Below are 22,446 nucleotides of genomic sequence, written 5' to 3'. Positions count from 1 at the left end.
TAAGATGGAAAATCAATCACAGCTATTTGTTCCTGACGAAGTTGTTATGAGCAAAATATATCTAATAAGAGGCCAAAAGGTCATGCTCGATGCTGATCTTGCTGAACTGTATGGAACCGAAACTAAAAAACTGAAGCAACAAGTTAACCGTAATCTTGAGCGCTTTCCTGGCCATTATATGTTCGAACTAACCAAAGAGGAAAATGAAATTCTAAGGTCACAACTTGTGACCTTAAAGCGAGGTGAACACTCCAAATACCTTCCCTATGTATTTACGGAGCATGGCATTTTAATGCTTTCAAACGTTTTAAAGAGTCAAAGAGCCATTGCAGTTAGCATCCAGATCATTGACATCTTCGTAAAACTTCGCGAAACTCTAGCGGGACAAACTGATATTTGGCTGGAAATTGAAAGGATAAAGACAGCGATTACAAAACAAGATGGTAAGATTGACTTATTATTCAAGTATCTAGATGAGCTTATGCAACATCATTATAAGCCAAAACCAAGAAAGCGAATAGGTTATAAACCGGATCATGATTAAGCTGGAAGTATCCTATTAACTAAACTTGACAATTATTGGTCAGGACAGTTTATTGTAATTTTAAATAATTTCAGGGCATGTTTAATCTGGATTAGATTCACTTTATTGTTTTTGTAAGAAGATGTATTTTGTACAAGTATACTCCTCTAGATTTACTTATAGCGACCAATACCTTATAGGAAGTTTATGCATTCAGAGAACTACGAACAATAGGATATTAAATAAAGGTCGCATATCAGACCCAAGTGAGTCTAATATATTTACTAAAAAAATTTTAAAAGAGATTCTGCTTATCTTATTTTTATCAAATTTTAGATTTTAATGCATACGTTAAACTAAAATTTAATTCTTTTTAATATTTAAAACCTAGCCAGACAAAGGATACGTTTAAATTACATTATTACAGGCATTTTGATAGCTATCGAGAAATTAATCGTTGCGCTTATTCTAGGGCGTAATATTGATTTAATCTCGATTATCACTTTGTCAGTTGATTTGATGTGATTGCGGATTTTGATGCCGGTAAAAGTCGACCATACATGATATATTTTTACTATTGCGAATCCTATTCCCAAACAGTTTTAGATCCAGTTGATAGAAACGTCAGGAAAAAACTTAGTGAATATTCAAGCCGAGAAAATCTTAAAGGAATAAATTCGGTTGCAGCTTACACCGGCGGCATATATGTGCTTAATTTGATGAATCCACATCATAAAGTAATTCTTCAAGAACAGCGTATTTCAGTGCCAAATAATGAGGAGTTGCAGGTGTATTTTGTCCGCGAGATTATAAATATGAGCCAAAATTTTAATTGGTTGCAAAACTATGTTGAAATTAGAGATGGTAAATGGTTAGAATACAATCCATTAAGCAATGATGAAGTAGCTAGATTTTTAGCTTCCGTAAATAACTTAAGTATAAGCGCTGAGAATAAGCAATCTCCACCTGAGCAATTACTAAGTTGGCATCATCAGTACGAATTAAAAGTAGACTATGATATATACGAAGGTGAAGACTGGGTCAAGTTTGCCATGAGTAATGATGGTCTTGAAGGTATGAAAGATGACGAGGCCAAGCTTTTCCGATTGACACTGGTTGATTTACTTAGACCATCCGGCAAAGGAGACGCATCATTTGAGACCATTAAGAGTGAGAATAATTATGAAGTTAAAGTCATCACTAAAAATGATGTCAGTATTTTTTATAGTATTATATTATTTGAAAATATAAATAAACCTATTTATTTATTATTAAATGGTGCAAATGTTAAGACTCAGGAAGAATATTATAAACAAATAAAGGAAAAACTTGAGCGAACCGAATACTATTATGATTCTATTGAAAGCGTTCAGAGAATTGCTTTGAGGGCATACCCACAATGGGCTCTTAAAGAAGCAGATCTCTGGAAAGCAATTCAAAAAAATAGCGAAACGGGCAATCTTTCATTGCTTCCAGAACAAACGGTGTTTCTAAAGGAGTTTACCTTCCCCAAGTACATCAATGGACAAGCTGGTAGTGGTAAATCAACTATGTTATATTATTTATTCGCCAATGTTTATTATTATAAATGTTTTGACGAAATTAAAGGTGACGTGATTTTTTTAACAGAAAATGAAGATCTTCTTAAACATACAAAAAAATCAATAGTTGAACTATTACAATGCAACCCTGAATTCGAGTTGAGTTTGGAAGATATTGCAAATGTTGATAAACATTTCGTCTCCTTTAAAGACTTTCTATTGCGACAAATTCCGAGTGATAATACTGAGTTTTCGCCAGAAAAATATCTTGGTTTTTCGAACTTCAAGGTGCTGTATGAATCATCTACTATCCCTAAACATATTAAACATAGATATTCCGCAGAACTAGTATGGTTCGCTATGTCTACGTATATATATGGTTATGACCTGGACTACCAAATAACAAGTACTAATTATGAAGTGCGAATGCCTTCAGAAGGTAAGCAGTTATTATCAATACAAGACCTTCAAGGTATTGAAAAAGATGTGTTGCCCTTTTATCGTAAGCTATTAGAGGATCAGGGCTTTTGGGATAAGACAAAAATAATTCGTTATATCAAGAAAAATATTACCAATGAAAAACTTTACGACGTCATATTTTGCGACGAGGCTCAAGACTTCAGCCGCGTTGAATTACGCTACATCCTAAATCTTTCAACATATCTTCAGTATGACTTGAGCAATACTACTCAGGTACCAATAGTTTTTGCAGGTGACGCATTGCAGACTGTAAATCCCACCGGGTTTCGAGCTGCGGAAGTCAAGGACATGCTTTACAAAGAATTAAAAGAGATTGCTGGATTTGATTTAGACACTAATAAAATTGAGTACGCGCCAACATTTAATTATCGATCGTCACAACCTATCGTTAACGTTGCTAATGCTATTCAATATTGGCGGAAAAAACATTTTCAATCAGATATAAAAAAGCCGCAAATAGCCAAACGACCGGAATTTACGAAAGACAGTCATTTAAACGTATTTTTAGATTACGACGTTGTTGAATCTAATAAGAATGGAATATTAGATAAACTTAAATATAAAATCTTTATAATTCCTGTTAACTCAGATGATAGAGATGAGTATATAGCCAATAGCTCTATTTTGAAGCGATTTCCTGACATCAATGTCAAAACAGCGGTCGAAGCTAAAGGGATTGACTATGACCAAGTAGTATTATATGGTTTTGGAGAGTATGCTAAGGAATTAAATCATCAGGAAGAGTATGAACTACGTTTCTTTTACAACAAGTTGTACGTTGCCGTAACTCGGGCGCAACATGAGTTGATAATTCTGGACAATGCTGCCTCAGAAGAATATTTTTGGAAGCCGCTGATTGACTTTTACGCAGGTTCCAATTGGTCTACGGAAAGCGAGGTTAAATCGGAAGAAATACGTGATACAATTGTTTTTGGTGCAAATCAAATTTCAAACGTCATGCAAAGTACTCCAGCTATGGCTATTGAGAATGCGGTGAAGGATAAAAATCAGGGCATATTCGACAAGAATCCTTTTTTGCTACGAGTGGCGGCAAATCAATTTCTTAGGTTGGGCAATAAAGCTGAATATTATATATGCTTGGCTCTTATGTACAAATTGCAAGCTAAATGGGAGGAAGCAGCTAAATGTTATCTGAGAAAAGAAGTTGGTTTGGAGGGCTTTATCTCGGCAGCGGACACTTATTGGCAAGGCAAAATGCTTTCTGAATTCGTAGGTCTTTCGGCCGACCCAAACAGTGAAACACAAAAAATTAGATTAATAATTGCTAATCTCATACTATTTGAAACCCTGCAATCCAATGATCTTAATTATTTACATGAAAAGCGGAACGAGCTTCGTATTGTGTTAAAAAACACTCATTGGAGGGAAGAAATTATAAGAGCTCTACTAAGTTATCTTGAAAAAACGGTAGATAATGAGCCAATTAAAATACTGATTGATATTTTCGAGGAAATATGCACAGCGTCAGATCGTGATGTGTGGTGTAAGATTGGTAATAAAAATTTTGCTATCCAACGTTACGAATATGCTATTACGGCATTTGAAAAGTGCGGTGAAGAAGGAGTATTTTACGTTCGCTCTAAAATCGAGGTCTCTTTAAGGAAAGAGGACATACCCGAACTAATCTTTTGGAAAGGAAGATTGATGAAGGAGCTTGAGGACTTCTATGCGAAAAAAAATATTCGAAAAGAAATTATAGAGCTTTATTCTACGCATAAAGAAACACTTCTTCGCCAAGAACCACTATTTTTCGCCTTATTATATGTTTACGAAGCACTTTTGATTGAAACAAAAGATGAGGCAGAAATTATAGAAATCGGCCGTTTTGCTGAAAGGTTAGCATCGAGCACAAATAACATTAAAGTGCTAATCGATTTTTATAAGGACCTTTTACAAGGCCCGGATCTTTCTTCAAACAATTTTCAATACGTATTAAGCAGATGGGCTCAAAAACTATTTCAATTGTCCAAGGATGTATCTTTGATTAATGAAATCTATAAGCATATAGCGTTTATAAATAAGGTTCGATTTCATGTGTTCACATCTTCAGAGCTGAATGATTTGCCAAGCATCCCCACAAAAGCACAAAAAGACTTGCCCAATCATATTCAAACCATTACAATTAAAAACTTTAGAGGATTTGATGAGGTAAGAATAGAGAACATGTCGCTATTAAATCTCGTTGTAGGTGATAACAATATCGGTAAAACGTCTTTTCTAGAGGCATTGTTATTTATTGATGATAAGCGAGAACTACTTCGTCGTTTAGCATTCGCTTATATTGAAAGGCGTAATATATATCCCGACCGCTCTATTAACTCTGAAGAGGCTAGGTACGTTTACAATTTAGACGAAAAATTTTTACTTGATTACAAAAATTATAACAACGAAAGTTGGATTGAATTCATTATCGAGCAGAATCGGGAATCTTGGGAATTTAGATTGAAATTAAGCAAATCAAGTACAACACCAGTTAATATTGACAGCTTAGAATTTACAGATATTGATTATAGAAGTTTGACCGATATTGCTGTATCTGACTCCATAAAGACACCGTTTATTCCTTATGGTAAAGGCTTTGGAATAGACCTCGCCAAAGCTTACCTAGATGAAATTGGTACAAAACCTCGGCTCGAACAGGAATTTTTGAATAACATGAAGTTATTTATTCCTACAGTAAATCGGATAATTGTAGATACAGCTAACGGATCTATTGAGCTCTTAGATTCTGATTATCCAGAAAACTATCGTCCGCTACATCAATATGGTGAAGGAGCTAACAAATTGTTCAGAATACTTGTTTCACTGGCATTGCACAAGGGGAAACGAGTTCTTATTGATGAAATTGATGCTGGTATACACTATTCCAGATTTAAATTTTTCTGGAAAATTGTTTTAGAAATTGCAAAAAAGGATCAAACGCAGGTAATCGCAACCACTCACAATGATGAATGTATTCGTTACTTCAACGAGGTTGTAGCAGAATTAGGACAAGCTTTTCAAATGGACTCGCGTGTAATTCAATTGAAGCAAGTCGCTGGTAATATTAAGATTCGGAGTTACCCGTTTGAGAGTTTTAATTCCGCTATAGAAGGTAACCTTGAAATACGCGGGGAGGGTGTGCATGAATAAGATATTGATTTTTTGTGAAGGAATAACAGATCAAATATTTATTGGACATTGCCTCGCAGAATTTTGGAATCTGGATTTGCAGAAAACTTTTAAAAGTAAGAAAATCACCTCAGTAAAATTAGCCCCACATTGTGAAGTAATAGAGATTGGCGGATGTGGGGAGCTTAAAAATGAGATTGTATTGGATCGAATGCGTGACAATATGGAAGAAGGCGGCGTGAATTTGGTTGTTTTTGACGCTGATTTTTCCATTGATAATGATGGAGTAAAGAAGGGTACTGGCAATCATGGATTTGCAAGTGCAAGTCAAAAGTTGTTAGATATACAACAACAACATAGCGTGAAGTTTGATTACTATCTTTGGCACAACAATTCGTCTGATGGAGAGGTGGAAGATTTGCTATTGCAGCTCATTCCTGTCGATAAACAATGTGTTATGAATTGTATAAGTGATCACCATTCTTGCCTAATTGCTACAAATATTCCGGGCATCAAGCATGCAGACGTGAAGACTAGATTGGGGTACTATTTGTTTACACTAAACCATAACTCCGACCTTTCACTTAGAGATTACAGCCTAAAAGAGCTTTGGAACTTAGATCATAAGCAATGCGAAGATTTGGCTAAGTTCAGAGAATTTTTGAAACCATATTTTGCTACTGAAAACATAGAATGAGAATTTCCTGTATGGTAAAATCCACAACTGCAAATTAATCTATACTAATTCAAATTGGACAACATAGAGTTCCATTGCATCGCTTAAACAACCGGCAGCAGCAAGCAGGAAAACTGTCAAGGGCGCTGCTGCCTATAAATCAAATTAATTGCAGCGTTTATATACCCTTGACAGTTTTCCTGCGACGCTAATTTTGTGATGGCGGTGCAGTGGTCAATTGCCATGCAGAGGGAAAGGCAATTTTATGGCGAGAGATAACGAGCCACAGTATTGCCTGTGTGGCAGCAAGGCTGTCGGTGTAATGGAACCCGGAGCGATAGCGTTGGTGAAATGCAACCGACTGCCTTCCTGCGAGGGCTAATCTTTCATTTGTTCTATTATCTGGTGATACATTCCTTCAGCAGTTATAAAAAGCTTGCAAACCTTATCCGATAATGCCTTTACAGTTTCCTTGTCAGCGTAAAAATCATCTTTATACCGTGCTGCCGAATAGGCAGTTTGTAACAACTCGAAAAGCTGCACATCGTCTACCTCACTAAAGTCAAACACATTTTTCAAGTCATCTGTGAAGATCAATGTTATCCTTAGCTGCCTGGCCAGATTATGAATGGAAAGCCGATAACCTAAATTAACCCGTATAATGGCACTTAACGTGCTTTCTACTGCCTGGTGCATCAGGAACACCGCTAAGTTATAATTACCATCATCAACGCAAGTTAAAGATGTATCGAGAAAGTCTTTTCCTTGCTTACCCCAACGGTTCCATCTAGCTTCTACCTGACCTCTGATAGACTTTTCATCGGGATTTTGTAGTTCGGGTAACTCCAGTTTGGATGATCGGTATGCTATTTTATTTTTTTGTAAAGCATTAATAAAAAAGTGGCTTCCTTCCTCAAGCCCCCTAAGAAAAGCATCCGACTTGTGAACAATCGCGCAGACATTGATGAGATGTCCGCATTTCTTCTCGATCTTATCTAAGAGTTGATGCTCTGGTGTTTTGTCTTTCTCCTCTGTGATAATTAGCAGATAAAACGTGTCAGGATCAGGATGTGTCCCAAGGTGAATAATCATTAATACAGACTCGATTTCTTTGAGTATGATCTCAACTAGTTGATCTAAGCCATGCTGTTCAGCGGGTGTAATAGCTTCGTTAAATCTGCAATTGAAATTCAGTAATGGCAACTTTACAGGATAACGTTTCGCTTGCACTGTTACCATCTCATCATACTCATCAGGGCCCTTTTTAAATGTTGGTTCTATCTCGCGCTGCTTAATGATCCATGCGGCCTCATAAAGCTTTTGCATGTTCTCGTAGAAATAGATCACATCGCTGGTATCTAAGAACTCATCAGCTGAATGATTGGAAAGACCCGTTTCCAGCCACTCATAAAGTAAATCAAGATACTGATCAACTGTGTAGGCCTTAAAGACGTTACTAATAGCATAATATGGATTGATACGTTCGGCTGAGGATAGGTAAAAAGGATAATGCAGCCATTCATGCTCTTCCTGCTTCAATTGTACTTCAAAGTTAATATGAATGGCATCAGCAAGTTTCATTGCCCTTTTGGTACGGCTGATTAAGTATATAGCTTCAATTAGCGTGGCATTTAATTGGTGTGTAAAAAGCAATCCGGCTGGACTTTTCTTATGTTCATCCGTGTAATACCCCTCTTCGATCACATGTTTTCGCCAATCGAACAAGCTTTCTAAATGTCCGGGTAACCAATCAGCTGAAAAGAAATCACTGATGACCTTCAAAGGCTCGTTGACATCGTCCTGATCAAGATATCTCGGATGAAAGTTCTGTACATCGTATTGCTTTAAGTCCATGACTAATGCTATTGTTACCGGGCCTGCATTGACCAGCAACACAAAAGAATAGCAGTGTAACCATGTGCCGAACCACAGCGATTTGTACTTTACAATAATGCGGTTGTTTCGTACATTTACAATAATTGATACATTTACGCCATGGCAGAGACTTTACACATTGGAAGAAAGATCAGCAAGATTCGCGAATTACGCGGTATAAAGCAGGAAACGCTTGCCTTAGAACTTGGTATCAGTCAACAAGCAATCTCTAAGATTGAACAAAGTTCTGATGTTGAAGAAGATGCCTTAAGTAAAATCGCAAAGGTATTAGGTGTAACGCCGGAGGCAATCAAGAACTTCAGTGAAGAAGCCGTTGTTAACTACTTTAATACATTTAACGATAATAGCACGAATAACGGTGCTGTTTATGCTTTTAATAGCACATTCAATCCAATTGACAAATTGGTTGAAGTGTATGAAGAAAACAAAAAACTCTATGAGCAACTGTTAGCTAGTGAGCGAGAGAAAATCGAACTGTTAAAAAACTCAAAATAATTTGAAGCTCCGCAAGAGGCTTTTTTTATTTGCAGTCAGCCATGGATAGTTTATTTATTAGAAATGCATATTTCTGCATTTCTAACTTTCTGCATTTACAGAAATGGTCATTTCTACAAATGCACAAATCTATTTTTCTATATCTCTACATTTGCAGTCAACTTATGGAATTAGTGAAATTATTTGTTGGCGGCTTTCCTTTAGAGATCGACGAACTGGAGCTGGCTAAGTTATTTGCACCTCATGGTGACATCAGCACTATTAAGATCGTTCGTGATAAGAAAACGCGCATCTGTAAAGGCTATGCTTTTATCGAAATGAATGACCGAAAAGGGGCTGAAGCTGCCGCCGAAGCACTGGATGGCGCTGACATGAGCGGGAAACAACTCACCGTGAAGATTAATGAAGAACCCGCTGCAAAACAAAGCCACGCGCCTAAAGCATTTACTTCACAGAGACAGCCCGTTTATCAAAAAGTATCCAGGCCAGGCACCGAGGAACGAAAGAAAAGGCCGAGAAGGGTTTTGTAATAGATAGGCTTATTTGTTAGCCCAATCTTTGCCCTTTTCGCTTCTTACGCTTGCGTTTGAACTCATTCAATGCACTTTGATCCATATCACCAGCAGGGTGACTAGTGCCGAGCAAATTTCCGATAAGATCGCTACCAGGTAAAGCCTGATGACCCACCTGCTGCCTACCTTGTTGTTGGCTTTGTAGATCTGTTCCGCGCTGTATACGATACTTTTGATTTGGAACGCCAGATTCGTTGCTGTGCTGTCCATCAGCTCCAGCCGCCTGCTGGTGTCTGCTATCTTTTGCTCTGATCTGATCCTGTAGTTTTCCAGCGCCTTGCTGTATAGCTTTTCTATTTCCGGCAGTAACTTTTGTATCTGCTTCATTTCCGGTTGCTGTTCCTCTTGTGGTGGTTTTACCGGCTCTTGCTGATTGTTGGAAGTCTCTTGTCCTAACATTTGCCTGGTAAATTGCTGGGCGATCTCTTTCTTGTTCATAACTGATAGCATTTTTAATGGCCTGCCATTTGTAAGCATTACCTAAATGAGCGCCTTTGAACTGCATACCTTCATAACCGTAGGATATGCCGCTGACAAAGCCGGTGCTGGCCTGGTTAAATAATACGTTGATCCCTTTAGATTCTAAAGCGTGAATGAACCGTGCGGTATCCGGCTTTCTACTGAGCACATCTTTAATGATCTCCTGTAACTGCATTTTGGAGGACGGCACATTCGTTCGCTTCATCATCTCCAGTTCATTCTTGGTCATGGCCCGTTCCTGCGCTTGTCTGCTGGAGATGACCTCTGTTAAGCCATGCTGCTTTTCCAACTTTCTCAGCACCTGTTCACTGCGTTGGTAATCTTTGCTGTCAGACACGACTGTACCATCATAGCCTATACGGTTGACAAGGATGTGCAGGTGTGGATGATCGGCATCGTAATGGCGGAAGATGGCATACTGGTGCTGGTCAAATCCCATGTTGGTCAAATATTCATTTGCAATTAGGTTCATTTGTTCATCACCCAGGTTCTCATTGGGCGGAAAGTTGAGCGAAGTATGATAGAAGTATTTTTGAAGGTTTGGCCTTAACATTCTGACCAAAGCCACCTCACGCATGATAGGATCCTCTTTGCCCGATGTAAAAGTCATATCCAGGACTTTCGCCTTACCATGCTCAACCTTTTGCAGATTGTACCGCAATGCGCCCCTGAATCCTTTTCCTTTTACCTGGTCTGCTGTCATTTCATTAAGCAGTTAAATATGTCCTTCTGTGTTTTGATCAAAGTAGTCAGTATCGTCAAGAATGCCGGTGATAGTTTACCCGCGTTAACTTGTTTTACTGCCTGGTTCAGGTTAACACCGATCTTGTGCAGCTCCCGGTACAATTCGGCTTTAAGCGGTGACAGCTTGATGGCAGGGAACCTGCCGGTAAATGCTTTCTGCCTGATCCAGTTGGCTGGTGTCATTGCCGATGCCTGGGCATAGTTGCACACCATATCGTTTTCTTGTTTCGTTAGCCGGATATTGACTTGTATAGTCCTTTTATCCTCTTCCTGTAAAGCCGGTCTTCCCATGATCTTAGATTTTAAACGAAGTGCAAAATCTTGCTTACCTCCGAAGGAGCAAGCCGTTTAAGCGTAGCGAAAACATGGCTTGCTCCTAAACGCTGAACACATATCTATTTACTAAAACTGATCCGCTTGCTTTTAACATCTCCCTTTAAAACCTTCATGATATCCTCGTAATTGTAATACAGGATACCGCCGATCTTAGTGAAGGGAATAGTGCCGTTATCTCTGAGCGTTTGTAGTGTATTGCTGGAGATCTTGAGCAGGTTCTTAACCTGGTAGCTCTTTAAAAACTTCCTTGGCTCTTCATTTGAACCGCCGCTGATCAGTGTTTTCATTTGACTAAGCAGTCGTTCTCCAAACTCCTGCAAGTCTTCCTTCGTGATGATTTCTGCTGCCATAATTATTAATTTACTGATATAAAACTCAAACCTAAATTCCTGTCAGATGCTCCACAAGTACAACTTTGAAGTTGTACCCTTGCAACAAAGTTGTACCCTTCCATTAAGGATAGCTCACAACGTGCGCACACCTTGGGTGCTTTTTTACCCTGCGTTTGTTTAAGTACAAAGGTGCTGACCTGATATAAATATATATCACACCTCATGTACGAGGTAGGATATTTTATCCAAAGATGAGTTGAAGGAATTGGAATTTACTCCGAGTTTATCCGAGTCGGAGTTTGAACAATCTATATTATTTGTGCAATTAGGTTCATAACCTTAGGGTCGGCTATTCATGAGGAAGCGGAATACGAAATCGCGGATTGTCAGGATAGAAATTATATTAGAACTCTAAAAGCGTTGCTGTCTGCTATACGGCATTTATGAAAAAGGAGATTTTAGCGCTATTTGCTCTAGTTTATTAGCTATGGCTGAATAATTTCAGAGTGAAAAAATAGTTTTTGTCGGTTAGACGCCAAGTTACGGCAAAATAACACGCAGTATTTTACCTTATAAGAACCCTCTGAATATTATTTAATATCCTGAATTCAGGTACTCTTATTATTAAGTTTATAAAAAAGCGGCTGATAGTATTCATTAAACAATAGTGTTTAAAACACACTAACTGACAGGTAATTTCAATTTTGTCACAAGACTGTTTATTAAAAGCTGCCATGCTGACGTAACTGCCACAGTGTATAACTTTATGTTTTCAACACAGCTTATAAGATTAAAAGCTACGTAGTGTTAAAAATATTAGTATTTTGGTTGGTAAAGTCTCTTTTTAAAGATTGATTCGCTATCGATGTTAGTAAATCATTGAGATTAGCGCCAACAAAAAAGTGGCGTTGGCATTGGTATTGAAGACCTTGTTATGAAGCCCGCAAAAATTTTCGACGATCCATGCAGACTTCATAGGCCACAATGTTGTATAAACATAGAAGGTTCTAAAAATCTGCGCAAAGGTAAGAATTGTTTTCACTATCAATCATCCCTACTGCAATGTTTTTAATTCCGGTTGGCCGCGATAACTAACCCTTGGCTTTAGCCATGGAATTTTTAACTTAATACCAGCAGTATGGTGAACTTTACAAAATTAAATCGGGTGTTTAGCCCCTCCGAGCGAGTTAAAACTCAAATTCATTTCAAAGGTGTGTTCTTAAATCAGGAGGTGCGCAATGGCAACAGATAGAAGCAAGCACCTTAATGATGTACTGACGACCCACAAGATTTCTAAAGAGCAGGCCCTACTTGACAAGCACAAATCAAAACGTGATGATATCGTTACAGCTCTTAACGAAGAATACGGGACCGATATTTACTCACCTTTTAACTCAGGTTCTTACGCGAAGAATACGGCCGTCAACAAGAAATTTGATTTCGACCTGATGGCTCCGTTTAAACGCAACGCTTTTAGTACGTTAAAGGAGATGTACGAAAGCGTTTATGACTTTCTCAACGAAAAGTATCAGGGAACAGCTTACGTTAGGCGACAAAAGGTCTCTATCGGTATCGAATTTTATGCGGATGGAGACGGACACGTCATTAAAATCGATGTGGTGCCTGGCCGTGAATTGAATAAAGATCAATACCCCGAAGACAGAAAACTTAACCTTTACGTCTATTCCCAATTTGGTAAGATAGCGGAAGGTAGTGATTATATTAGAACGAATGTAAGTGCTCAGGTTTCAAACATTCGGGATAACGCGAACCGCAATGATCTCCGTAAGATAATCAGATTATTGAAGGTTTGGAAAATTCACAATAATAAGGTGCCAAAATCTTTCTTCATCGAATTGATCGTTATTAAAGCATTTGATAAAAAAAACGTTTCCGGAAGTCTTTGGGATATGCTTAAAATCGTGCTGGAGTATATTCGTGATAATGTCAAGACGGTATCACTTTCTGATCCAGGTAACACCGGCAACGAAGTTGCGGATTCGTTAAGTGATTGGGATAAGACCGTCATGAGCGATGATATGGCTAATATTGTAAAGCGTGTTGATGAGAATAGCGACAATATTAAATTATACTTTCCGCTCAACGATAAATTTCCGCTAAACGACCAAAAGAATAGTTATGGAGGCGGAGGATTCTCTGTTCCACCTGTAACACGTTTTGGCTAATGAAGGAACGGCTGCAACAAATTGTCTCGGTCGTTGGCTCCATTGAAAATGTAACCATCATAGAACCCTTTACTATTGATAATACTACTGTAAAGGGTTCTTTAGAGGTTACTGTTGGTGACAGGAAGGAAAATTTCACTGTTTTCATCGAGCGCCCTTACCCAGCACAATTTCATAATATGGAGACCATCAGATTCCTTAATAAAGACCTGATCATTTACGATCATGTAAACGCGGACGGTTCGATTTGTATTCATACAAGTCATCATCCAAGCCTGATGGAGAAACTTCATATCGATATTGCATCCTTAAAAGCCTGGATGCAGAAATATCTTATTGACCAAAGTGCTGATAGCCATTATGAGCACGTTATCACGCCCATGGTGGCAGTTTCTGGGATTAGGCAGGTTATGCTGTTTACGGACTTGAATCATGTATTTAAGCCCGGGGATCATGGCACCATAAACTATTCATTATTAGCTGAAGGTAAGGTCAAAGGTATTCGTACGGCAACCTACATACTTCAATCGATTAAAGTTAAAGGCGAGGATGTAGAATGTAAGTGGAATAAAGGTTACAAGGCCCTTCATCCACATCAGGGAATGTTTGTTTTTTTAGAAGGGCCTCCAGTTAAAAATAAGCGATTTATGGTCGAAGATTGGGATGACCTTAATGGGGTTTTACCGCAGGATTTTGTAGATCTCCTTGCTGCTACGGAAAGATCTTTACGACAGCAAAACTATCTTAAAATAAGCGTTCTATTAGGATATCCTATTAGCGATAATGAGATACACTGGCAGTTAATCAATGTTGAAAAGGGTAATTTTCCTGTCTTTGTTGATAAAATTGCTGGTGCAAGAACTATCCATATCACCCGCTTAAAAAAACAACAAATATTGTGGGGCGACACGAAGAATTGCAGCTATGAATATTTTTTCGGCAGAGGTTTACTTGACAGTAAACTTACCGACTCCAAGATCTTGATTATTGGTATTGGCGCTATTGGCAGTATGGTTGCTCAAACGCTCTGCAGAGGTGGTTGCAAAAAGATCGATCTGGTGGATTATGATGCTAAAGAACCCGGAAACGTTTGCCGGTCTGAATATCAGTTTTCAACCGGGGTCAATGATAAGGTTGATGAATTGCGTGTGCAGTTGAATGATATTTCGCCGTTTATAGAAACCGCAGGAAATGTAATGATCACTGACGGCGTAAAGTTCTTATGGGAGGATCTGGACGGTCAGAAATTTTTTCGGGAATACTTTAACGGATACGATCTTGTAATAGATTGTACTGCCGATAATGATTTGGCACATTTAATTGACCGTCTGGAGCTTGATGCAAATGTGGTCAACTTGTCAATTACTAACCATGCGCAAGAGTTGATTTGTGCGGTAAATCCAAATTTATACATGTCCTTGGTACATGTGTTGAAACTTTTGAATAAGGAGGTCGAAGAAGACCTTTATAACCCTACCGGGTGCTGGAATCCGACGTTTAGAGCGGGTTACAACGATATTTCCGTTTTGGTTCAGTACGCGATTAAACAGATCAATTTGACTTTAATGAGCGCAAAACCTTTACGTAGTTTTTATCTATCAGCAAGCGAAGGGAATGATTTTCAAATAAAATCGATCACATTTTGATTTTAATTAACAGAGAGCTTGATCTGACCATTAACATTGATGACGCACTTATGTCTTCTATAGAAACAGTGGGTAGAGAACATTATCCTAAAGAATTTGGTGGGATATTGATCGGATATTATATGGAGGGTCAGCAACAAGTTATTATTACAGGAACTTTATTACCGGACGACTATAGATCATCGCCATCAAGTTTTGAACGTGGGGACAAAGGTTTGAAGGAGCGACTGAAAGCCGTTTATGAAGAGGAAAAACCTAAAATATACGTTGGGGAATGGCACACCCATCCTAATGCGGCCCCGATCCCAAGTTACACCGACTTGAATGCTCTTAAAGAAATAGTAGCGTCAGATGCTGTTTCTATAGACCATCCTATCATGTTAATATTAGGTCTTGATCGGAAAAAGTGCAAACCTGCATTTTACGTTTATATGAATAAAAGAACTTACAGTTATGAAAATATTTAGATTACTGACAGTTGTGCTTTGTTTTTCAGCCTGGCAATATTCGTTTGCGAAAAGCGACCCTAAAGTAAGTGAATTGGAACTGCGGGTAAAGGCGGTTGAACAGTACCAACAAAATATTGAGCTGAGAGCTGATGCACGAGCAGAGACGCTAAAAAACCAGGTTGATAAAGATGTAAAAGCAGGACTGGAAAAAATTGAGGATGCACAAAAACAACTTGATCTTTTGTTGTTTCTTGGCGTACCCGGAACGGTGGGCGCATTTTTAATTGGCTTTGTAGGGATAATCATCTATGTCCGTAAACTGGTCACAAATACCGTTGCTTCTATTGTAGAAAAGAAGCGAGATGACATAATTCGTCTGATCGAGACAGAGACATTTGACAACAAGCTTCGGAATACAAAGAAGATACTCGTTATAAGTGGTGACGAAGATACCAATGAGAAGATACAGACCTTCTTGAAACGCTTAAAATTTAAAAAAGTAGTTTGCAGGGTCGTAGGTACATTTGATGAATTACCGGATCATGATTTAATGGTTTTTAATACACCAAACGGTGAATTGACACAAGAGAAAATTGATGAACTGATGGCATTAAATGAAGAGGAAGATGTGCATTACGTTGCTTATAGTACAGGGCGGCTGACCCCCAATTCGAAGTTAAATTTTTCCAATTCTTTGTTTACGTTGTACCATAGTATACTTTCAACCTTGAAATATGCGGAGGTTATTAGGCTAATAGAAGATGCCAATGACAATTAGTCAACGTTTTAAAACTAGACTTGACAAAATTCCTTGTAGGACGAATACTTTTTTTAATATCAACTAAATGCTTATCTTTAAGTTTGAAAACAGGTCGTTACTTAAGTGAACACCTGCTTTGATTTGTTTCAAATAACAAGTTGACATTAAAGGATTTACAAGCATAGGTTATCGTCCTGCCATCCCGACAACAAGCGATACCAACAAGTATCAAAACCCTGTAAATGTCTCATTTACAGGGTTTTTTGTTTTATTCAAATCCTTTTCAGTACATACTATTCCATGTTTTATGCGAACAAAGAGGTGAACAAAATATCTTTTTTAGATTTGTTCACCAGAAAGGGTTTAACTAACTGATGTACAATAATTTACGTCATTTAAATTTAGACTTAAAAGAACGCATTTAGATCACTTCTTTTTCTTTCCGGTGAACAGTTTTGGCCATAACAGTTCAAAACAATTCATTAATTATCTAAAATCTGGAAAAGATGAGAACAACCAACACATTCGGGATTCACTTTATCTTAAGGGAAAACCGAGGTAAGAACGGACTGGCGGCTATTTACATGCGGATCGTTGTAAACAAAAGCCGTTCAGAGGTCGCTTTAAAGCGCCAGGTCGCATTGGCCGACTGGAATGAAGCAAGAGGTCAGGCCCGACCCAAAAATGACGAATTACGTAAACTCAACACCCATCTCGAACAGCTTCGAGGAATGATGGCTGGTCACTATCAGGAATTACAGGTCAATAAAAAAGTTATCACAGCAGAGGTGCTCAAAAATCTTTTTTCAGGCGTCAAAGATTCAGAGCATACATTGCACGCTATCGTAGAGTACCACAATACCAACATGAAGGATGTGCTGGCGCGTGGTACCATGAAAAACTACTACACCACTGCCTCTTACCTCAAAGAATTTGTTAAGGTCGAATTCAAGCGCTCGGATATTTATCTCTCAGAGCTTGATTATAGTTTCATATCTAAACTGGAACATTTCCTGAGAAGGCGTCAGCCGGAAGATCATCAGAAGAAATTAGAGAATAATGGCTTGATGAAGCATTTAGAGAGATTTCGAAAGATAATTCGGCTTGCTGTCAAAATGGGCTGGCTTGAAAAAGACCCTTTCTCTTTGTTTCAATTAAAGTTCAATAAAACCGAGCGCGGTTTTCTTACAGTCGCGGAGCTAAATAAAATCGAAAGCAAAAAGTTGACCATTGAACGCATTGCATACGTACGCGACCTGTTCGTATTGAGCTGCTATACAGGCTTAGCATACATAGATGTAATGGAATTAACTCCTGAGAATCTGGTACAGGGAATTGATCAAAGTCAATGGATCAAAACCACCCGTGAGAAGACAAGGATCGCTGTCAACGTGCCACTGCTGCCCCAAGCCGCCAAAATTATTCAACGTTATAAAACACACCCAAAAGCAATAGCAGAAGGAACACTGTTACCCCGCATATCTAATCAAAAACTAAACAGCTATTTAAAAGAAGTAGCCGACCTTTGCGGAATTAATAAGACACTGACCTACCATGTCGCCCGCCATACGTTTGCAACAGCTGTAACACTCTCTAACGGTGTCCCAATTGAAACCGTAAGTAAGATGCTAGGCCATACGACCATCAGAACTACACAGATCTATGCAAAAGTAGTAGAGCGGAAAGTAAGCGATGATATGAACATGCTGCGAGAGAGGCTTTCCTCCGCACCAGTTCGCAGTAATAATCGTCGATCAATTTCCAAACTCAAATTTAACAAGGCAAGCTAAAGAGCAAGTTTATTCTTGATCAAATACAATAGCTCATCTAACAGTGATAATATAACAAGGTGATGCCAAATTGGACATCAGGTTGCAAAATAAGATGGTAAGACCATGAAAAAACAAATAGTAAATCAATTTACAGAGGTAGTTAAATTGATTCAACAGTCCCGTTTCAACGCATTTAAAGCTGTCAACACGGCATTAATTGACTTGTATTGGAACATTGGCGAATACATTAGCCACAGAATTTCAACTGAAGACTGGGGAAAATCAGTCGTGCCGGCTTTAGCCGAATATATTCAACGCGCCGAGCCGAATCTTAAAGGGTTCTCGGATAAAAACCTTTGGCGAATGAAACAATTCTTTGAAACTTATAGAGATCATCCAAAACTCTCAGCAATGCTGAGAGAAAATACGTGGACAAACAATTTAGCGATCTTCAGCCGTTGCAAGTCTATTGAGGAAAAGGAATTTTACCTGCGGTTGTGTGCCAAAGAAATGTATAGTTCCAGGGAACTTGACCGTCAGATAAACAGTGGGGCTTTTGAGCGGGTGATGATAGGAAATCAAAAACTCTCACCAGTGATGAGAGAATTAAAACACGATATTACAAACGCTTTTAAGGATGTTTACATTTTCGAGTTTATTAAACTGCCCGACACTCATAGTGAAGGCGAACTTCAGGACGCTTTAATTGCGCAAATGAAAAACGTAATTTTAGAGCTGGGTAAGGACTTTCTATTCATGGATGAGCAGTATAGAATACAGGTGGGCAACAGTGACTTTTTTATCGATTTGGTATTTTATCACCGTACGCTTCAATGCTTGATAGCTTTTGAATTAAAGGCAGACAAGTTTAAACCTGAACATTTGGGTCAGTTAAACTTTTACTTGGAAGCTTTAGATAGGGATATTAAAAAGGCGCATGAAAATCCATCAATTGGTATCTTACTTTGTAAGAACAAAGATGTTGAGGTTGTTGAATACGCATTGAGCCGCAACTTATCCCCTGCTATGGTTGCAGAATATCAGACTATATTGCCGGAGAAAAAGGCATTACAGAGAAAGTTTCGCGAAATTTTTGAAAGGCAAAGTGACTTTCAAAAGGAGGGTTAGTGTTTCACTCTGTTAAATTTAATAGTTAATATCTTACCTTTATTATTTAAAATCAGCATTATGACCGAAAGAAAAAAAGCTAAGAATCAGGCAAATTCCGGACGTGTTACAATAAGTAAAGATGTAAAAGATCATTCTAATGATCCATTCGTCCTTAAAAAAGTTGAAGAGGCGAAAGCTGTTATTAATAAACTAACCTTTTCGGAAATTAAGAAATAAATCCTTTTAGATAACTATTGAAGGCCGGGATTTCCTGGCCTTTTTTGCCTCTGAAAAAAATTGTAACTTGTAGTTACAGAGGGTTTTTAAATTTGATTCCTGTGGTACACATTACTTAATGCCTACTAATTATTGGTGAATCCAATACTATCCCCTTATAATCCAGCTTGTGTTATTCAGGTTTCAAACCCATCCTTCCGCATTAAGAATCTGCTTCTTTATTTACTACCAAAAAAGCAAATCTTATCCATCCATCACTTGAGAAGGTTGAATTTTAGCGAGAATGCCTGTAACGGCTTGGTGAGTGAAGTCGCAAAACCAACCGCTTACTTTGACTAAAATCTCGGCGTCAGCGGATGTGATAACCATATCCTGGACACCTTTAGGATGCGTAAGTCTGTTCCTAATCGATATGGCTTTTTTAAAATGATTCCAGTCAGCACCATTGGTATCAATGTGATAGTTCAATAGGAACACTTTATTTAAAGATTTTACGCAATATTTAAAATTGGTATCAAGTCGTATAAACTTTGGGTTCTCAACGACTTCACCTTTTGGACTCAGATCAAAACTTAACTCTTGCAGAAGCGCATAATCACCAGGAGTAAGCTTTTTGGCATGGATAGCCGCAGTGAGGCAAGTTTGTTTCAGAATATGGATGGTGCCTTCAATAACAGAGAAAACGACACGAACGTGATTCCGCTGATAATAATCACTTTTTACAGCATCTCTCTCAGCTACCAAAGCATCTTCGAGGTAACATTTTATTGGATCGATAAAATCTCTTGTTATCTTGACTTTAAGATTCATGATTATGGTTGTAAGTCCTCTACTAAGCTACGAGCCAAATCAACAAATGCGACAGCTTTCATTAAAAAATCAAAACCCTGAGTTATTTGGAAAACAGTTACATTTGATTTATGGACAACCTAATCCAAGACACCGTCAATTATAATAGTGCATATATTAGCTTAAGCTTATTGGACGAATTAGACTACTGTCTTGGTGGCTATGGCAAACCAACACCTGAATTTATATTTTCGCTAAACACCTTTATCGAGTCGTTTATTGGTTGTTCGGAATTCTATACCTCGCTTGATGAACTTAATCATCTAAGTTTAACCGCAGCAGCAATCTTCCCCAGTGGCCGACCGATTCTGAATATGCTTGTACGTGAGACTGGACTAAAATTTGTTAGTGGAGTGTTGGAAGCACCTTCACGGGTGATCTTCAAAATAGATCGAGAGGGTAAAAGTAAAAAAGAGGCCGAACAAGAATTCATCAGTCAATATGGCCGAAACTTGAAAACCGATTATTTTAGTCAAAGTGATGTGAGCAAAACAGCAGATATGCTACCATTGGTTACAGGCGCATTTAACGAGGAAAAAGAATTTATTGTTTCTGAAGTACGTACAACTACACATGCTTTAATCAGTAATCTGATAAGCGTTTCTAATACATCCAGTATTCAAACGACGTTACCGATTGGACTATTTGGTCAACAGGTTAACGAAATCAGGAAAGTGCCTTACTCAATAGATGCTTTGCGGAAGCTTGCGGCGCTTCATCAAATTCAACTTGATGAACTCCTTCAAAATTTAGGCTATTCTTATTTACCGATTCCCCCATTTACAAATATTCTTTTAAGTCAACTCAATAACATTAGTGAAATCCCTACCAAACTCATACAATTACGAGCTGATTTTCAGGAATTACGAGAACGGTTTATCGCATTAGAACAGCAGATATACGAATCTCCGGCTATAAAACAACAATTGGAAGCGCGGCGTGCTTTTAATGATTTTTGGGCGACCTTCACAAAGAAGTATGAAATCAAAAATCTCCGATTAGTGCATAACCATTTGGATATTTTTCAAGATGCTGATCTTGACAAGAGTGCAAATAACTTGATTAAAACCAATCATTTGAAGGATGGCCTAAGTGAGATTAATTATGCCAAAATTTTAGGGAAAGCTGTTACCAAATCGATAGACTGGTTCAAAGATCGGCGGGTAATTAATCGTTTTAAAGGACTAACAAATATTTGGGAATTATTTCAGAACAGCACTAACATAACACAGCAGCTTAAACATTTCGAACGACTTTTCGGCGTTACATTCAGCAATGCCGAACTAGATCGGGTACATCAATTTATTAGTCAAAAAATGAACAATTTGCCAAAAGATATTCATGCTTAACAGAACGTCTACCGGAGTATTCATTGCAGACGGTAATGGTTATCGTCAAGCGCCTGTTGAAATGGCTGCTTTATCTTTTGTTGGATGTGCCGAATACATGGGCTATCACCCGGATCAATTGCTCTTTTATTTTCAGTCTAAAAGCCAAAAGATAACGAACATCGCTTTTGAAATATTTACCCGCAGCATCGTTTTTATACATACGGATAAAAAAGTCACGTTTATCGATAGCCGGGAATTAAAGAAAGCCATGGAAGGATTTTCGGTAGCCAAATACTACACCAGTGGTGATATTATGCAGATTCTGGAATCCGGGATAGAAAATGAATCGCTATCGGCAGAGTTCCTTGCAAAAGTTTTAAATTTTGCTAATATTGCTCATAACGGTATGTTCTATTCCCCAAAGATCAAAACTTATCTTTATTTCACTAATGGCAAACTCAGCAACTTCCAATATGACGATGGCTTCTCTGTCAGAGCTAAAGAATTAAGGCAAGTCAATAAAACTATATATGACATTTTAGCGAAGGCCGCTTACAAGTATCGGCCAAATGATGAATTCGGCGCGCAAAAGGAGATCAATATTCAATCCGAAGCTTGGGCTACGATTCCGGAGGCTTTCGGCAATGAATTTATTCCCCTTCATCGCTACGACGGCGGGTTAGTGAACTTACACATGATCAAAGTTACTCATTACGAATATCCAATGAATCGAGCCGAATTTATTGATTTAAATTATGGCCGTTATCAAGTAATCACCGGTGACGGAACAGGCGATGTAGTCCTTCGCTTAAATCGTTTCAATTACCGTTTTAACCAGAACGGTTATCTCATCGAATCGTGGTTAACCTTAAATAATCAATAAACAGCATTTCCAAATG

The 22,446-nt window shown here is 38.2% G+C and carries 19 protein-coding genes; 14 read left to right on the top strand and 5 right to left on the bottom strand.

Annotation, left to right across the window (positions count from 1 at the left end; all coding sequences use genetic code 11):
* The first annotated feature begins 4 nt into the window (after window positions 1-4).
* The 3 genes from LT679_RS03765 to LT679_RS03755 all read left to right on the top strand — a co-directional run bounded on the left by LT679_RS03765 (window position 5) and on the right by LT679_RS03755 (window position 6,373).
* Window positions 5-544 carry an ORF6N domain-containing protein gene (locus LT679_RS03765; protein ID WP_232175646.1) on the top strand — a complete coding sequence of 180 codons (540 nt, stop codon included), beginning with the start codon at window positions 5-7 and terminating at the stop codon, window positions 542-544.
* Between the two features lie 500 nt (window positions 545-1,044).
* On the top strand, window positions 1,045-5,697 hold the full coding sequence (locus tag LT679_RS18690) for an AAA family ATPase (RefSeq protein ID WP_232175644.1): 4,653 nt from the start codon (window positions 1,045-1,047) through the stop codon (window positions 5,695-5,697).
* On the top strand, window positions 5,690-6,373 hold the full coding sequence (locus tag LT679_RS03755; protein ID WP_232175642.1) for a DUF3226 domain-containing protein: 684 nt from the start codon (window positions 5,690-5,692) through the stop codon (window positions 6,371-6,373). The genes LT679_RS18690 and LT679_RS03755 overlap by 8 nt, the downstream gene beginning before the upstream one ends.
* 357 nt (window positions 6,374-6,730) lie before the next feature.
* Here LT679_RS03755 and LT679_RS03750 read toward each other — a convergent pair whose 3' ends face one another.
* The gene (locus LT679_RS03750; RefSeq protein WP_232175640.1) at window positions 6,731-8,206 is read right to left on the bottom strand and encodes a HEPN domain-containing protein; all 1,476 of its coding nucleotides are present in this window, start codon (window positions 8,204-8,206) and stop codon (window positions 6,731-6,733) included.
* Between the two features lie 141 nt (window positions 8,207-8,347).
* On the opposite strand from LT679_RS03750, the gene LT679_RS03745 reads away from it, so the two are divergent.
* On the top strand, window positions 8,348-8,743 hold the full coding sequence (locus LT679_RS03745; RefSeq protein ID WP_232175639.1) for a helix-turn-helix domain-containing protein: 396 nt from the start codon (window positions 8,348-8,350) through the stop codon (window positions 8,741-8,743).
* 164 nt (window positions 8,744-8,907) lie between these two features.
* A complete protein-coding gene (locus LT679_RS03740; protein ID WP_232175638.1) occupies window positions 8,908-9,273 on the top strand; it encodes an RNA recognition motif domain-containing protein in 366 nt (121 codons plus the stop codon).
* 16 nt (window positions 9,274-9,289) lie between these two features.
* Here the strand turns inward: LT679_RS03740 and LT679_RS03735 are convergent, their stop codons facing one another.
* The 3 genes from LT679_RS03735 to LT679_RS03725 form a co-directional block, all read right to left on the bottom strand.
* A complete protein-coding gene (locus tag LT679_RS03735; protein ID WP_232175637.1) occupies window positions 9,290-10,498 on the bottom strand; it encodes a relaxase/mobilization nuclease domain-containing protein in 1,209 nt (402 codons plus the stop codon).
* On the bottom strand, window positions 10,495-10,830 hold the full coding sequence (locus tag LT679_RS03730) for a plasmid mobilization protein (RefSeq protein ID WP_232175636.1): 336 nt from the start codon (window positions 10,828-10,830) through the stop codon (window positions 10,495-10,497). Before LT679_RS03730 ends, LT679_RS03735 begins: the two co-directional genes overlap by 4 nt.
* A gap of 104 nt (window positions 10,831-10,934) precedes the next feature.
* Window positions 10,935-11,225, bottom strand: a complete 291-nt coding sequence (locus LT679_RS03725; protein WP_232175635.1) for a helix-turn-helix domain-containing protein — start codon at window positions 11,223-11,225, stop codon at window positions 10,935-10,937.
* Window positions 11,226-12,445: 1,220 nt separating this feature from the next.
* Between LT679_RS03725 and LT679_RS03720 the strand changes: the two genes are divergently transcribed.
* From LT679_RS03720 to LT679_RS03690, 7 genes are all read left to right on the top strand, one after another.
* Entirely contained in the window at window positions 12,446-13,393 is a 948-nt protein-coding gene (locus LT679_RS03720; RefSeq protein ID WP_232175634.1) for an SMODS domain-containing nucleotidyltransferase, read from the top strand.
* Window positions 13,393-15,039: a ThiF family adenylyltransferase gene (locus LT679_RS03715; RefSeq protein WP_232175633.1), complete on the top strand. Its 1,647-nt coding sequence runs from the start codon at window positions 13,393-13,395 to the stop codon at window positions 15,037-15,039. The genes LT679_RS03720 and LT679_RS03715 overlap by 1 nt, the downstream gene beginning before the upstream one ends.
* A 50-nt stretch (window positions 15,040-15,089) precedes the next feature.
* Complete coding sequence (locus LT679_RS03710) at window positions 15,090-15,506, top strand: Mov34/MPN/PAD-1 family protein (protein WP_232175632.1); 417 nt, start codon at window positions 15,090-15,092, stop codon at window positions 15,504-15,506.
* Entirely contained in the window at window positions 15,493-16,266 is a 774-nt protein-coding gene (locus LT679_RS03705) for an NARF domain-containing protein (protein ID WP_232175631.1), read from the top strand. Before LT679_RS03710 ends, LT679_RS03705 begins: the two co-directional genes overlap by 14 nt.
* Window positions 16,267-16,754: 488 nt before the next feature.
* Complete coding sequence (locus LT679_RS03700; RefSeq protein ID WP_232175630.1) at window positions 16,755-18,038, top strand: site-specific integrase; 1,284 nt, start codon at window positions 16,755-16,757, stop codon at window positions 18,036-18,038.
* Window positions 18,039-18,143: 105 nt separating this feature from the next.
* Entirely contained in the window at window positions 18,144-19,148 is a 1,005-nt protein-coding gene (locus LT679_RS03695) for a PDDEXK nuclease domain-containing protein (protein ID WP_232175629.1), read from the top strand.
* A gap of 60 nt (window positions 19,149-19,208) precedes the next feature.
* A complete protein-coding gene (locus LT679_RS03690; protein ID WP_232175628.1) occupies window positions 19,209-19,367 on the top strand; it encodes a hypothetical protein in 159 nt (52 codons plus the stop codon).
* Window positions 19,368-19,610: 243 nt separating this feature from the next.
* Here LT679_RS03690 and LT679_RS03685 read toward each other — a convergent pair whose 3' ends face one another.
* Window positions 19,611-20,177 (bottom strand): hypothetical protein, encoded by a 567-nt coding sequence (locus LT679_RS03685; protein ID WP_232175627.1) that lies wholly within the window; start codon window positions 20,175-20,177, stop codon window positions 19,611-19,613.
* A gap of 110 nt (window positions 20,178-20,287) precedes the next feature.
* Between LT679_RS03685 and LT679_RS03680 the strand changes: the two genes are divergently transcribed.
* Window positions 20,288-21,565 (top strand): hypothetical protein, encoded by a 1,278-nt coding sequence (locus LT679_RS03680; RefSeq protein ID WP_232175626.1) that lies wholly within the window; start codon window positions 20,288-20,290, stop codon window positions 21,563-21,565.
* The gene (locus LT679_RS03675) at window positions 21,558-22,430 is read left to right on the top strand and encodes a hypothetical protein (RefSeq protein WP_232175625.1); all 873 of its coding nucleotides are present in this window, start codon (window positions 21,558-21,560) and stop codon (window positions 22,428-22,430) included. The genes LT679_RS03680 and LT679_RS03675 overlap by 8 nt, the downstream gene beginning before the upstream one ends.
* The last annotated feature ends 16 nt before the right edge of the window (window positions 22,431-22,446 follow it).

This window comes from Mucilaginibacter roseus, assembly GCF_021215455.1.
Taxonomy (GTDB): domain Bacteria; phylum Bacteroidota; class Bacteroidia; order Sphingobacteriales; family Sphingobacteriaceae; genus Mucilaginibacter; species Mucilaginibacter roseus.
This window is presented reverse-complemented; position numbering and strand designations above follow the sequence as displayed.